The 13132-nt window shown below is 71.5% G+C and carries 17 protein-coding genes; 14 read left to right on the forward strand and 3 right to left on the reverse strand.

The annotated features are described in order from the left end of the window. The first annotated feature begins 33 nt into the window (after window positions 1-33). Genes ABZS37_RS01240 through ptsP form a run of 6 tightly spaced genes read left to right on the forward strand, consistent with a single transcriptional unit; the run spans window position 34 to window position 4947 of the window. Window positions 34-1218, forward strand: coding sequence for a PTS mannitol transporter subunit IICB (locus ABZS37_RS01240; RefSeq protein WP_355164783.1), 1185 nt, complete (start codon window positions 34-36; stop codon window positions 1216-1218). Window positions 1219-1223: 5 nt separating this feature from the next. Continuing rightward, window positions 1224-1532 (forward strand): PTS lactose transporter subunit IIB, encoded by a 309-nt coding sequence (locus tag ABZS37_RS01245; RefSeq protein WP_355164784.1) that lies wholly within the window; start codon window positions 1224-1226, stop codon window positions 1530-1532. Continuing rightward, window positions 1525-1959: a PTS sugar transporter subunit IIA gene (locus tag ABZS37_RS01250; protein ID WP_355164785.1), complete on the forward strand. Its 435-nt coding sequence runs from the start codon at window positions 1525-1527 to the stop codon at window positions 1957-1959. The genes ABZS37_RS01245 and ABZS37_RS01250 overlap by 8 nt, the downstream gene beginning before the upstream one ends. Next, window positions 1956-2996, forward strand: a complete 1041-nt coding sequence (locus tag ABZS37_RS01255; RefSeq protein ID WP_355164786.1) for a zinc-dependent dehydrogenase — start codon at window positions 1956-1958, stop codon at window positions 2994-2996. Before ABZS37_RS01250 ends, ABZS37_RS01255 begins: the two co-directional genes overlap by 4 nt. Before the next feature lie 9 nt (window positions 2997-3005). Beyond that, entirely contained in the window at window positions 3006-3281 is a 276-nt protein-coding gene (locus tag ABZS37_RS01260) for an HPr family phosphocarrier protein (RefSeq protein ID WP_355164787.1), read from the forward strand. Beyond that, the gene (gene ptsP / locus ABZS37_RS01265) at window positions 3274-4947 is read left to right on the forward strand and encodes a phosphoenolpyruvate--protein phosphotransferase (RefSeq protein ID WP_355164788.1); all 1674 of its coding nucleotides are present in this window, start codon (window positions 3274-3276) and stop codon (window positions 4945-4947) included. Before ABZS37_RS01260 ends, ptsP begins: the two co-directional genes overlap by 8 nt. 295 nt (window positions 4948-5242) lie before the next feature. Here ptsP and ABZS37_RS01270 read toward each other — a convergent pair whose 3' ends face one another. Both ABZS37_RS01270 and ABZS37_RS01275 read right to left on the reverse strand, forming a co-directional pair. After that, on the reverse strand, window positions 5243-5833 hold the full coding sequence (locus tag ABZS37_RS01270) for a TIGR03086 family metal-binding protein (RefSeq protein WP_355164789.1): 591 nt from the start codon (window positions 5831-5833) through the stop codon (window positions 5243-5245). A gap of 159 nt (window positions 5834-5992) precedes the next feature. Beyond that, window positions 5993-6127 carry a hypothetical protein gene (locus ABZS37_RS01275; RefSeq protein WP_355164790.1) on the reverse strand — a complete coding sequence of 45 codons (135 nt, stop codon included), beginning with the start codon at window positions 6125-6127 and terminating at the stop codon, window positions 5993-5995. Between the two features lie 9 nt (window positions 6128-6136). Here ABZS37_RS01275 and ABZS37_RS01280 point away from each other — a divergent pair, with 9 nt between their 5' ends. From ABZS37_RS01280 to ABZS37_RS01290, 3 genes are all read left to right on the forward strand, one after another. Then, window positions 6137-6883, forward strand: coding sequence for a phosphotransferase (locus tag ABZS37_RS01280; protein WP_355164791.1), 747 nt, complete (start codon window positions 6137-6139; stop codon window positions 6881-6883). Between the two features lie 107 nt (window positions 6884-6990). Next, window positions 6991-7155 (forward strand): Imm21 family immunity protein, encoded by a 165-nt coding sequence (locus ABZS37_RS01285; RefSeq protein ID WP_355164792.1) that lies wholly within the window; start codon window positions 6991-6993, stop codon window positions 7153-7155. A gap of 337 nt (window positions 7156-7492) precedes the next feature. Further along, complete coding sequence (locus tag ABZS37_RS01290) at window positions 7493-8917, forward strand: class I adenylate-forming enzyme family protein (protein WP_355165080.1); 1425 nt, start codon at window positions 7493-7495, stop codon at window positions 8915-8917. Between the two features lie 49 nt (window positions 8918-8966). On the opposite strand, the gene ABZS37_RS01295 is transcribed toward ABZS37_RS01290, so the two are convergent. After that, the gene (locus ABZS37_RS01295; RefSeq protein WP_355164793.1) at window positions 8967-9599 is read right to left on the reverse strand and encodes a 4'-phosphopantetheinyl transferase superfamily protein; all 633 of its coding nucleotides are present in this window, start codon (window positions 9597-9599) and stop codon (window positions 8967-8969) included. 15 nt (window positions 9600-9614) lie between these two features. On the opposite strand from ABZS37_RS01295, the gene ABZS37_RS01300 reads away from it, so the two are divergent. From ABZS37_RS01300 to ABZS37_RS01320, 5 genes are read left to right on the forward strand one after another with little or no spacing between them, the layout of a single operon-like run. Further along, window positions 9615-9905 (forward strand): acyl carrier protein, encoded by a 291-nt coding sequence (locus tag ABZS37_RS01300; protein WP_355164794.1) that lies wholly within the window; start codon window positions 9615-9617, stop codon window positions 9903-9905. A 2-nt stretch (window positions 9906-9907) separates the two neighbouring features. Further along, window positions 9908-10150 carry a hypothetical protein gene (locus ABZS37_RS01305; protein ID WP_355164795.1) on the forward strand — a complete coding sequence of 81 codons (243 nt, stop codon included), beginning with the start codon at window positions 9908-9910 and terminating at the stop codon, window positions 10148-10150. Further along, window positions 10147-11262 (forward strand): beta-ketoacyl synthase N-terminal-like domain-containing protein, encoded by a 1116-nt coding sequence (locus tag ABZS37_RS01310; protein ID WP_355164796.1) that lies wholly within the window; start codon window positions 10147-10149, stop codon window positions 11260-11262. Before ABZS37_RS01305 ends, ABZS37_RS01310 begins: the two co-directional genes overlap by 4 nt. Next, entirely contained in the window at window positions 11259-11816 is a 558-nt protein-coding gene (locus ABZS37_RS01315; RefSeq protein ID WP_355164797.1) for a beta-ketoacyl synthase chain length factor, read from the forward strand. The genes ABZS37_RS01310 and ABZS37_RS01315 overlap by 4 nt, the downstream gene beginning before the upstream one ends. Before the next feature lies 1 nt (window position 11817). Continuing rightward, window positions 11818-13122 (forward strand): beta-ketoacyl-[acyl-carrier-protein] synthase family protein, encoded by a 1305-nt coding sequence (locus ABZS37_RS01320; protein ID WP_355164798.1) that lies wholly within the window; start codon window positions 11818-11820, stop codon window positions 13120-13122. Window positions 13123-13132 lie beyond the last annotated feature (10 nt).

The raw sequence follows: 13132 nt of genomic DNA on the forward strand, positions 1-13132 counted from the left end.
GTCTGGACCGCCACTCCTGAAGGAGATACCCCCGTGACCTCCTCCTCCTACACCCCAGAGGTAAAGGGCCAGGGCCTCAGAGCCACGGTGCAACGCCTCGGCGGCTACTTGGCCGCGATGGTCATGCCCAACATCGGCGCGTTCATCGCCTGGGGCCTGATCACCGCACTGTTCATCCCGACCGGCTGGATCCCCAACAAGACCCTGGCCGAACTGGTCGGGCCGATAATCAGCATCCTGCTACCGGTGCTCATCGGCTACACCGGCGGCCGGCTGGTCCACGGCCAGCGCGGTGCCGTCGTGGCCGCGGTGGCGACCATGGGCCTCGTCGTCGGCGCGGATGTGCCAATGATCCTCGGCGCGATGATCATTGGCCCGCTCACGGCCTACGTCCTCAAGCTGTTCGACGGCCTGGTCGAAGACAAGATCCGTCCCGGCTTCGAGATGCTGGTCGACAACTTCAGCGCCGGCATCATCGGCGCCGCGATGGCCATCGGCGGTGTCTACGGCATCGGCCCGGTGGTCGAATGGCTCACCAAGCAGGCCGGCTCGGGCGTCGACTGGCTCGTCGACAAGGACCTGCTGCCGCTGACCTCGGTGCTCGTCGAACCTGCCAAGGTGCTCTTCCTCAACAACGCCATCAACCACGGCGTGTTCGGCCCGCTGGGCATCGCCGAGGCGGCCGACAAGGGCAAGTCGATCCTGTTCATGATCGAGTCGAACCCTGGCCCCGGCCTCGGCCTGCTGCTCGCCTTCATGGTCTTCGGCCCCCGCGCGCTGCGGGCCAGCACCCCGGCCGCGATCATCGTGCAGTTCCTCGGCGGCATCCACGAGATCTACTTCCCGTACGTGCTGATGAAGCCGAAGCTGATCCTCGCCATGATCGCCGGGGGCGCGGCAGGCGTCGGCACCTTCGTGATCACCGGTGCGGGCCTGGTCGCCACCCCCTCGCCGGGCAGCATCTTCGCCTACCTCGCGGTCACCCCCAAGGGCGGCTACTTCGGGGTCATTCTCGGCATCGTGATCGCCGCCGCCGTCACCTTCGCGGTCGCCTCGGCCCTGCTCGGCTTCGGCCGCGGCGAGCCCGTCGAGGCCGCTCTCGGCCCGGACGAGGAGGCGGTTGTCCGCCCGGACGAGGAGGCGGTTGTCCGCCCGGACGAGGAGACGGTCGTCCGCCCGGACGAGACCCTCAACAAGTCGGCGAAGCAGGAGGTCTGAACATCATGCCCACCATCAACGGCACCGAGATCAAGAAGGTCGTCGTCGCCTGCGACGCCGGCATGGGCAGCAGCGTGATGCTGGCCAGCCAACTACGGCGGCAACTGACGAAGAACGCGGTGACCGTCGAGCACACGCCGGTCAACTCGATCCCGGCGGACGCAGACGTGGTCATCTGCCACCAGGGGCTCGCCGCACGGGCCCGTGTCAGCGCGCCCGACAAGGTGATCGTGCCGATCCAGGTGTTCATCGGCGACCCGGCCGTCACCAGGGTCGTGAACGCGGTGCAGCGCGGTGGTGAACTGAGTGGCTGAGCTGCTGGCCCGTGACGCGATTCGGCTCGACGAGCGGGCCGGATCGCGGGACGAGGCGATCCGCCGCTGCGGCGCGGTGCTCGTCGAGGTCGGCGCGGTCACCCCGGCGTACGTGGACGCGATGCTCGCCCGCGAGCAGAGCGTGTCCACGTACATCGGGGAGGGCGTCGCCATCCCGCACGGCACGCTGAACAGCAAGGAGTCGGTCCAGCGCGACACCCTCGCGGTGCTGCGCTTCCCGGACGGCGTCGACTGGGACGGCTTCGACGTGCGGGTCTGCGTCGCCATCGCCGCGGCCGGCGACGGGCACGTGGACATCCTGGCTCAGCTCGCCTCGGTGCTGATGGACCCGGCGCAGGCGCAGCGGCTACGAGAGTCGACGAGTGCCGATGACGTGATCACTATTCTTGAAGGGAAGCCATCGTGAAGGTTGTCCGATTCCACGCACCCGGTGACATCCGCATTGAGGACGCGCCCGAGCCCACGCCGGGCCCCACCGACGTGAAGATCCGCGTCCGGGCATGCTCCACCTGCGGCACCGACGTGAAGATCTCCCGCTTCGGCCACCACCACATCGCCCCGCCGCGCGTCATGGGCCACGAGATCGCCGGCGAGATCGTCGAAGTCGGTGGCGACGTCACGGGCTGGCAGCCGGGGGACCGGGTCCAGGTCATCGCCGCCATCCCGTGCGGTACGTGCGCCGAGTGCCGGCGCGGCCGGATGACCGTGTGCCCCAACCAGGTGTCGATGGGATACCACTTCGACGGCGGGTTCGCCGAATACCTGGTCGTGCCGCACAACGTCCTCGACGTCGACGGGCTCAACCGGATCCCCGAGGGACTCAGCTTCGCCGAGGCGTCCGTCGCCGAGCCCCTCGCCTGCGTCCTCAACGGCCAGAACCTCGCCGGTGTGGGGGAGGGCGACGACGTGGTCGTCGTGGGCTCCGGGCCGATCGGCTGCCTGCATGTCCGCCTGGCCCGGGCGCGCGGCGCGGCCCGGGTGTTCCTCGTCGACCTCAACCGCGAACGCCTCGACCTGGCCGCCAACCTGGTGCAGCCGGACGCGGCGATCTGCGGCGCCGAGACCGACGTCGTCGACGCGGTGCTCAAGCTCACCGAGGGCCGGGGCGCCGACGTCGTCATCACCGCCACGGCCGCTGGCGCCGCCCAGGAGCAGGCGGTGCAGATGACCGCGCGGCAGGGCCGGATCAGCTTCTTCGGCGGCCTGCCGAAGGACAAGCCGGTCATCTCCCTGGACTCCAACCTCGTGCACTACCGCGAACTGACCATCGTCGGTGCCAACGGCTCCAGCCCGGAGCACAACAAGGAAGCGCTGCGACTCATCGCCAACGGCTCCGTGCCGGTCGCCGACCTCATCACCCACCGCCTGCCGCTCGACCGCGCCCTCGACGCCTTCGGCATCGTGGCGCGCGGCGAAGCGATCAAGGTGACGATCGAACCGTAGGAGGATCCGTTGCCCACCAGAACAGTCCTCGTCGGCTCCGCCAGCGGGCTGCACGCCCGCCCGGCGGCGCTGTTCGTCGCCGAAGCGGCGAAGCAGCCGGTGCTGGTCACCATCCGCACCAGCGACAAGAAACCCGTGCCGGCCCGCAGCATGCTCGCCGTGCTGTCGCTCGGCGCCAAGAAGGGCACCGAGGTCACCCTGGAGGCCGACGGCGATGGCGCGCAGGCCGCCGTCGACACCCTGGCCGACCTCCTCGAACGTGATCTGGACGCCGTCGATGCGTGAACTTCGGGGAATCGGGGCCAGCCCCGGTGGTGCGGCGGGGCCGGTCTACCGGCTGGCCCCGCCTCCGGCCCTGCCGCCGTTGGTGGAGACCGTTGATCCCGGGGCCGAGAAGGCGACCGTCCGGGCCGCGGTCCTCGCCGTCGCCGCCGACCTGACCCGTCGCGCCGACACCGCCCTGGACGCGACCGCCGCCGAGGTCCTGCGCGCGCAGGTCATGATGGCGCAGGATGAGACGCTCATCGACGCGGCCGACATCGCCATCGACGGCGGTGCGGACGCGCCGCACGCGATCACCGACGTGCTCGCCGGGCACCGGGCCGCCTTCGAAGCCGCGGGCGGGTACCTCGCCGAGCGGGTCAGCGACCTCGACGACCTGCGGGACCGCCTCGTCGCGGCGTGCCTGGGGTTGCCGATGCCGGGCGTGCCGGACCCTGGCCGTCCGTACCTGCTCATCGCCCGCGACCTGGCGCCCGCCGACACCGCCGGCCTCGAACCGGCCCTGGTGCTGGGCCTGGTCACGGCCGAGGGCGGGCCGACCAGCCACACCACGATCCTGGCCCGGACACTCGGTATCCCGGCCGTGGTTCGTTGTGCGGGCATCCTGGACGTGCCCGACGGCACGTTGGCCAGTCTCGATGGCGCGAGCGGCGTCGTGGTGGCCGGCGTCTCCGCCGAGACGGTGACCACTGTTAACGCGGACCGGCTCGCGGAGATCGAACGCCGCGCCCGCTCCCAAGGCCCCGGGCGGACCGCGGACGGCCATCCCATCGCGCTACTGGCCAACATCGGCTCGGCCCGCGACCTCACCGGCGAGGTTGAAGGCGTCGGCCTGTTCCGCACCGAGCTGCTCTACCTCGACCGCAGCGACCCGCCGTCGCACGAAGAGCAGGTCGCCGCGTATCGCGACGTCTTCGCCGCGCTGCCCGGCCGCAAGATCGTCGTGCGCACCCTCGACGCCGGCGCCGACAAGCCGCTGCCGTTCCTGCGTTTGGCCGATGAACCCAACCCTGCGCTGGGCATCCGCGGTCTGCGGGTCGCGCGGCAGACACCTTCCGTGCTTACCACGCAGCTGGCGGCGATCGCGACGGCGGCTGCGGCGGCGGACGCCGACGTGTGGGTGATGGCGCCGATGGTCGCCACGGCGGCGGAGGCGGCCGCGTTCACTGAGTCCTGCCGCGAGCACGGCCTGCCGACCGCCGGCGTGATGATCGAGGTGCCGGCCGCGGCCCTGCGCGCCAGCCAGGTGCTGTGCCACGTGGACTTCCTCAGCGTCGGCACCAACGACCTCAGCCAGTACACGTTCGCCGCTGACCGCATGTGCGGAGACCTCGCTGAACTGCTCGACCCGTGGCAGCCCGCGCTGATCGCGCTCCTCGCCTCCTGCGCGGCAGCCGGCGTCGAGGCGGGCAAGCCAGTCGGTGTGTGTGGAGAGTCCGCCGCGGATCCCGATTTCGCCCTGGTACTGGCAGGCATGGGCATCACCAGCCTGTCCATGGCGCCCCGCAGCATCCCGGCGGTGCGCGATTCCCTGGCCGCGCACACCCTGGACGACTGCCGCCAGATCGCCGAGGCGGCCCTGGCCGCCCCCAGCCCGGAGGCAGCCCGGGCGGCGGCGGCCGGTGCTTCGCGCCGGCTCCGGTACGGCGACGGCGTGTCCGTGCGGTGAGCGTCGGAGTCGTGGATGTGGTTCCGCTGGGGAACCCCCAGGAGGTACTTCTTCGCCGGCTCGATCGGGACGGACTCCCGGGGGTTATCCAGCCTCAGATCGCTGAGCTGATCCTCGCGGCACTGGAGCGGACCGTATCGGTGGGGCCGCGTACATGGCCTCCGGGACACAGCAAGCGCTCGCGGCTCTAGCCCACATGGCCGCCGACCACGCAGTTACTGAGAAGGTCTGGTCTGGGCATCGGTAGCAAGAGGTCCTTGCCGCTGTCATCCTCGCCGGATCTGAGTATCGATTGCTAGGACGTCCACCGGTGGCTGCGGCCGGTGAGTCCGAGGACTCGGTCGAGCAGGGGAGCACCAGCGGGCTGGGTAATTGACGGCCCGAACAGGCCGGGGGTGCCGTCGCTGCCGGACTGTTGGGACACCAGGCGGTGGACTGTGTCGAGGGTCTGGTCATCAACGTCGTATTTCTGCCCGGTCGCGCTGGCGAGATCCCATCCGTGAACGACCAGTTCGTTGAGCGCGACGATGCCCATGATCTCGGCCGGCAGCACCACCCCGCCGGCTGCGGTCTGGCCCGTCCATGCGGTTGGCTTGCGCCACGCGGCAACCAACTCGTCGAGTTGCACCGGCAGTTGGCTGCGCCACTTCGGGTCGAGGTTCGCGACCGAGGGGTTGCCCGGACCAGCGGGCGCAGCGTCCGATCCTTTCTCAGCAGCGATCCGGAACGCGACCGTCAGCCCCATGAGGTGGTCGAGCAGATCGCCGACCGTCCACCTCTCACACGGAGTGGGACAGGTGAGCTGGTCATCTGTCACCCCATGCAGCAGCGTCTCCAGTGCACGGACCGCAGGTTCGAAATCCGAGGTGCCGTTGCTGTTGGTCATCTCTCGTCCTCCTTCGCGAATGCTTCTGGACGCTACATGTTCGGACCGACAAAATAGTCCAGCTGCGAATGATCATGCTGACGCCGATCGATCACGCCACAGGCCGGGCGACTGTGCTCGATCGCCCAGCGGGCGACCGGCTCAACGTCGCAGCACATGTCACCACAGGCCCTGTCGGCGCCGGCCGTTCGTGTCCGAACGTGCCAATGTACGCGAGTCGGCCAGGTCGCTTGCCTGTGCGCCGTAGCGCACTTCGATCGCACGAAATAAACCCGGGGCGGCCTCGATGATCATCCCGTGATAATGGCCGATGTGGAGGAAGTCAAGGTCGTCGTCGCCCATGACGAGCGGGCGACCCTGCGTGTCGGTGATGTGTTCCTGAAGATCGACGGTGATCAGACGCGCACCGACGTCGAGGTCGAGGCGATGGCTCTGGCGCCGATCCCGACTCCGCAGGTCCTGTGGCGCAAGCCACCCGTGCTCGCGCTCGCCGCCCTGCCCGGGATGGCACTGGGCCGCCTCGGCGAGCCGTCGCCCGCGTCGTCGGCGGCGTGGGCCGCGGCGGGTGCGACCGCGCGGACGCTGCACGACGCGCCTCTGCCGCCATGGCCCGGTCGGCGCCTCGACGAGATCGCGTCGCGCCTCGACGGCGAATGCGAGTGGCTCGCCACGAATGGTGTCCTTCCCACGGACGTGGTCACCCGTAACCGCCAGGTTGCTGAGGCTGCGCTGCGGCCGTGGAAATCGGTGTTCATGCACGGCGACCTGCAGATCACCCACGTGTTCGTCGATGATGACGAGATCACCGGTGTGATCGACTGGTCCGAGGCGGCCCAGGGCGATGCCCTGTACGACCTCGCCGTCCTGACGCTTGGACACGAGGAGCACCTTGACGATGTGGTCGCCGGCTACGGCACCGATGTCGACCTCGACGTGATCCGCGGGTGGTGGTCGTGGCGAAGCCTGGTGGCGGCCCGCTGGCTGGTCGAGCACGGCTTCGACCCGTCCCTGCCCGGCTGTGAGTTCGACGTGTTGAGATCCCGGATGTGAGGCTGCACGAACCCGACGTTCTGGGCGACGAGCCGGCAATGACGACGTAACTGTCCTCGGAACGGCTTTTTCTTCGGTGGCCAGGAGCGTACGAGGAAGACGACCTGGTGAGCGCTGCACGCCGAGCGGTACGTGATGGCGTGAATTGGGACGCGGATGAGGATGTCCGCTGGGTGGTGGACGGGCCGGTCTTGATGTTCGGTTCGGCGTGGCCCGGAGCGGAGTTGGAGCCCGACAACCACCTCGTGATCGATCTACGCCCGAGCCAATAACCGGTCGGGGCGACGTACCGCGCCGATGGTGACAACTGGATGATCCGAGCGAGGGCCTGTTGGCATCGAGGAGTACCTCGTCTCGCGCTGCTTGTTCCCTCCCTGTCAGCCGGTCTAGCGAGGGATGTTCGTGACCGCGCTCTTGGCGCGGGCGCAGCTCTGCGCAGCCACCGTCTCCGCATGATGCCTGCCGGGTGCTTGACGGTAGGGGCAGCGCCGATATAATTCACCAGACCAGGATGTCATCAGATGAGGAAACCTCTTTCGTCCGACGCGAGCATATCCGTCGAGTCGAGCCGGCCCGCCGTTCGAGCAGCGTGGAGGCCACGTGTCCACTATAGATTCGCCGCTGGTCGCCGGAAGGCACGGTTGGCCCGCGCACGGCACGGGTTGGGTCGACGACGTCCTGCTTGCCGGGCCGGGCAGCGAGACCTGCCTCGTCCTCGGCGCACCGCTCACCAGGGCGCAGCTGCGCGCCGAGGTGACCTCCCGGCAGGCCCGGCTCACCGATGCCGGGCTGCGCCCGGGCGGCGCGATAGCGCTGCGACTACCGCCCTCGCTGGCGTACGTGGCCAACCTGCTCGCTGCCTGGCGGATCGGCGCCCAGGTGACGCTGCTGGACCACCGACTGTCGCGTGGCGAGGTTGAGCGGGCGCTCGACCGCGTCGGCGCGCAGTTCCTCGTGCAACCCGCCGCGGCCGTGGTCGCACCGCTGCGCGGCTTCGTCACCGTCGACGAGACGGTCATCGCGCGCCCGACCGGGCGGCCGGCGTCGACACCGCACGCGCTCATCCAGCTAAGCTCCGGGTCCACCGGTCCGTCCAAGGTCATCGGCCGTACCGTCGACGATCTCGCCGCCGAGATCGAGCGCTACACGCGCATTGACGGCGTGCCCCGGCCCGGCGAGCGGCTCGTGCTGCTCGCGTCGATGGCGCACGTGCTCGGCCTGGTCGGCGGCCTGCTCTACGCGCTGCACGCCCGCGTCAGGCTCACGGTGCCCGAGCGGATGACCGTGGGCGGGGTGCTGGGCGCAATCACGGCGGAATCCACGCCGACCACAGTGATCGGCGTGCCGGTCCACCTCGAGATGCTGATGGCCGGCCGCCCCGACAAGCCGCTGCCGCAGTTCGTGCGGATGACCACGGCGGGCGAGCTGGTCCGGCCCGGGGTCCCTGAGCGTTTCGCGGCCTGCTACGAAACGGTGTTGGCCAACATGTACGGGATGACCGAGGTCGGCGTCATCGCCACCGACCTGTTCGGCGTGCACCGGCCCGGGGTGCGGCCGGCGCCCGGGATCGACGTACGGGTCGTCGACGGTGAGCTTCAGATCCGCCGGCCCGTCACACCGTACGTGGGGCTCGTCGACGAGAGCCGCTGGTCCGACGGCTGGCTGCGCACCCGTGACGCAGCCTCGCTCGACCCCGAGACGGGCCTGGTCACGATCCGCGGCCGCCTCGACTCGCAGGTCTCCATCGGGGGCCTCAAGGTCGACCTGACCGAGGTCGAACAAGCCATCCTCGACCTGCCCGGCGTCACCGAGGTGGTGGTGACGTTCGACGGCGGTGCCATCGAGGCTTACACGGCTGTGGAGAAGCCGTGGACCGGGCCGGAGCTCGACGCCGCGCTGGAGGACGTGCTGGCCCCGTACAAGCGACCGCTGCGGTGGCAGCTCCTGGAGCGCCTGCCGCGTACGTCCAGCGGCAAGGTGGTGCGCGACGTGGCGGTGCTGCGCCGCGCCTCGGCCGAGCCGACGCCGTCATGATGCCCCGACGCGGAGCGCGTGCGGTGCGGCTGCCGACAGGCCCCGGCCGTCATGGCGCGGTCGCCTCCCTTGGGTCGGTGACCAGCCGGATGCCATCGGTAGCGTCGTGTTGGAGCGGCCTGTCCTGCCCGGCCACCGCCAGCACCAGGCGGCCGGGAAGGACACCGCAGGCCACACCGGCCGGGCTGCCGGGCACGGGGCGTAACGGCAGCGACCCCAGCGGGTCCGGCCAGACGGGCGGCAGCACCAGCGGCTGCCGTAGACCGCCGCCGCGCAGGCCGGTGCCGCGTGCCTTGCCGATGGCCTCCTTCTGCGTCCACAGCCACAGGAACGCGCTGGTGTGCAGCGGTGCCGGCCGGTCGGTCAGCCAGTCGGCGTCGGCCGCCGTCATCCAGCGCCGGGCCAGCGCCTCACCGGGCAGCGCGCGTTCGCGCTCGATGTCCACGCCGACCGCCGTGACCGCAGACACGGCCACCGCGACCACGCCGCGTCCGTGGCTGATGCTCGCGTGCAGCCCTCGCGCCGCGCCGGTGAGCCTCGGCCGGCCGGCCTGGTCCCGTGCCACGCCGACCTCGCCGGCCGGCACGCCGAGCAGGTCGGCGGCGGTGCTGACCAGATATTCCGACGCCCGACCCCTGGGGTCGTCGGTGATCTTCGCAATCCGCACCACGACCCATTCCATGGGAGGAGTCAAGCAATGTCAGATGAGGTTCGCCAGTCCATCATCGATGCGCTGGCCCAGATGAACTACGACGTTGACGACGTCACCGGGAACACCGTGCTCGGCCCTGCCGGGCTCGACCTGGAGTCGCTGGCCGTCGCCGAACTCGCCGTCCGCATGGAGGACACGTTCGGCGTCAAGTTCACCGATGAGGAGTTGGAGAAGCTGGCCGACCTGACGCTCGATCGGTTCGCCGCCGAGGTGGCCGGGCGTGCGGAGCCGGCGCGAAGCGCACCCGCCGCGCCGGCTGCATCGGCGGCGGAGTGACGGTGGGCGGCAGCGATCGCCGCGACGAGATCCTGTCGATCCTCGCCGACGTGGGCTACCGGACAGTCGACGCCTCGCGCGAGCGCATCGACTCGCTGGAGCTCGCCCGGCTGGTGTACGAGATAGAGCGGCGCTACGGCCTCGACCTGGACCTGGGCGACGACGAGCTGGCAGCCATGTCCACGGTGTCCGGTGCCGCGGAGTTCCTCGACCGCCTTTCCCTGACGGCGGCGGAGCCGGAGTGACCCGTTCACCTGTTCTGGTCACCGGGCTGGGCCTGCTGTCGGCCCACGGCCGCGGCCCCGCGCCGCTGCTGGCGGCGGTGTTGGCCGGGGCGCCCGCGTTCAGCGAGGTGCGCCGCTTCGACCCGGGCCGCAGCCGGGTGCGAGCGGCCGCGACGCTGGCCGACGCGGGCGGCCTGACCGCCGAAGTGGTTGCCGTGGTGGCGGACGCCTGCGACGACGCCGGGTTGGCGCACCGCCGTGCGGAGTGCCCGTTGTTCTTCGCCACCGGCACGGGCACCACGGTGGTCCGTTCCGGCGGGCCGGGCAACGGGCCGGCCGAGCTGGCGGCCGCCGTGGCCCGACGGTGCGGGCTTTCTGGCGTCGCGCGGGTCTACACGTCGGCGTGCGTGGCGGGCAGCACCGCGCTGGCCGAGGCCGCCTCGATGATTGCCCGGGGTCTCTGCGAACGCGCCGTGGTCGCCGGGGGCTTCCTCGTCGACGCCGACCACCAGGCCCTGTTCGACGCCGGCCGGGCGCTGGCCGACGACGGCGCCGTGCGGCCGTTCAGCAACGGCCGGCGGGGGATGCTGCTGGGCGACGGGATCGTCGCCGTGGTGCTGGAGTCGGCGGCCGGCGCCCGGGGCAGGGGCGATCGGGTGCGGTCCCGGCTGGCCGGCTGGGCCCGGGCCGGCGACGCGTACCACGTCTGCCAGCCCGACCCGGGTGGCGCCGGGTTGGCGTCGGCCATCCGGGCCGGCCTGGCCCGGGCCGGGGTGACGCCGGCCGAGCTGGCGTACGTCAACGCCAATGGCACCGGCACGACGCGCGCCGACGCCGCCGAGAGCAGCGCGCTGCGCGTCGGCCTCGGCGCCGCGGCGGAGTCGGTGGCGGTGAGCTCGACCAAGTCCGTTCACGGGCACGCCCTGGAGGCGTCCGGCCTGCTGGAGTTCGCGGTCACCGCGCTGGCCCTCGACGCCGCCCGGTTGCCGGTCAACGCCGGCTTCCAGGCGGCGGATCCGCAATGTCCGGTACGGGTGGTCCGCGAGCCCAGCCCGATGGTGGGCCGGTACGCCCTGAGCTGCAACCTCGCCTTCGGCGGTGCGAACACCGCGCTGGTGCTGGGTGCGGCGTGACCGGCCTCGACACCGCCCGCGGCGCGCTTCGCGAGCTGGCCCGCGCGGCGTGGCCCGAGCCCGGCGACGCCGGCCTGCCACCCCCGATCCGCGGCTTCGTCGCCTCGCCGTTCGCCCCGCTCGTCGCGGCCGTCGCCGGCCGCTGCCTGCGTCGGCGCACCGGCGCCGGGCCCGCCGGGCCGACCGCTGTCGTGCTGGTCAGCGTGTACGCCGACCAAGCGACGGCGGCGGCCGTCGTCGCGGAGGTGGACGGGGGCCGCCGGGTGTCGCCGATGTACTTCTTTCAATCCGTGCCGAATTCGGTCCTCGGCCACGTTGCCACCGAATGGGCGTTGACCGGACCGGTCGTGTGCCTCAGCCCGGCCGGCGATCCACTCGGCGAAGGCCGGGCCGTGGCCGAGGGCCTGTTCGCCGATGGGGATGCGGCCGAGGCGCTGGTGATCATCGTCGAGCACGGCGTCGACCCGGCCAAGCCCTCCGGCGCTACCGCCGTGCTGCTCAGGCCGGACCACCAGACGACCAGGCCGCCGACCGGCGGCGGACAGGGCGGTTGACATGACCGGATCGACCAGAGTCTCGGCCACCATCACCGGCATCGGGCTGGTGACGCCCGTCGGGCGTGGCGTGGCGGACTTCTTCGCGGCGATCTGCACCGGACGCTCCGGGCTGGTGCGCCCACCCGACGGGCACGGCGCGGCCGGTGCCACGGAGGCGGTCGGGATCGCCCCGGACATCGACCCCACCACCGTGCTGCGGGCCAACGAGGTGCTGGGCGCCGACCGATTCCTGATCATGGCGTTGGCCGCCGCCGACGACGCGATGCGCGACGCCGCGCTGGAGGTCGGCCGCGATGTCGACCCGCTGCGGGTCGCCGTGGTCGTCTCCAGCGGAGCGGGCGGCCTCACCACCTATGAGGCGCAGGCGAAGGCCCGGGAGGCGCGCGGCCGCACCGCCGTGAGCGCGTACCTCTACCCAGGCTTCCTACCCAACATGGCGGCCGCCCGCATCGCCATCAGGTACGGCATTCAGGGCTACAGCTCCTGCATCGCCACTGCCTGCGCGGCCGGCGCCCACGCGGTGGCGGAGGCGCTGCGGCTCATCCGGGCCGGCGACGCGGACGTGGTCGTGTGCGGCGGTGCCGAGTCACCACTCGGGCCGACCGGCACCGCCGGTTTCGCCAATGCCCGGGCGCTGGCCACCGGCTGGTCCGACCCGACGCAGGCGAGCCGCCCGTTCGACCGGCGCCGCAACGGTTTCGTGCTCGGCGAGGGTGCCGGGATCATGGTCGTCGAGCGCGCCGGACACGCAGACGCGCGGGGGGTGGCCGGCTATGCCGACATCATCGGGTGGGGAGCTACCACCGACGCCTTCCACCCCACGTCGCCGCGGGCGGACGGCGCAGGCGCCGCGCAGAGCATGCGCCGGGCGGTCGCCGACGCCGGCGTCGAGGCTACCGACGTCGGTTACATCAACGCCCATGGCACGAGCACCAAGCGGGGCGACGTTGCCGAGACCCGGGCCGTCCACACCGCATTCGGTGCGCACGCCCCCGCAGTCAGCTCCACCAAGGGCGTGACCGGCCACCTGCTGGGTGGTGCCGGAGCCGTGGAGGCGGCGGCCACCGCCCTCACGATGACCTACGGGCTGCTGCCGCCGACCCACAACCTCGACGAGCCGGACCCAGCCTGCGACCTCGACCACGTGCGGGGTCACGCGCGCCCGGCTCGGCCCCGCGCGGCCCTGTCCAACTCCTTCGCGTTCGGCGGACACAACGTCAGCCTGATGTTCGGCCCGCCGTCCACGGCGCGGGCCCGGGAGGCGGACGCGGCGGAGGCGGTCACCACAACGGATCAACGATGAGAGGAGCGCG

It is taken from the genome of Micromonospora sp. NPDC005413 (assembly GCF_040606435.1).
Lineage (GTDB): Bacteria > Actinomycetota > Actinomycetes > Mycobacteriales > Micromonosporaceae > Micromonospora.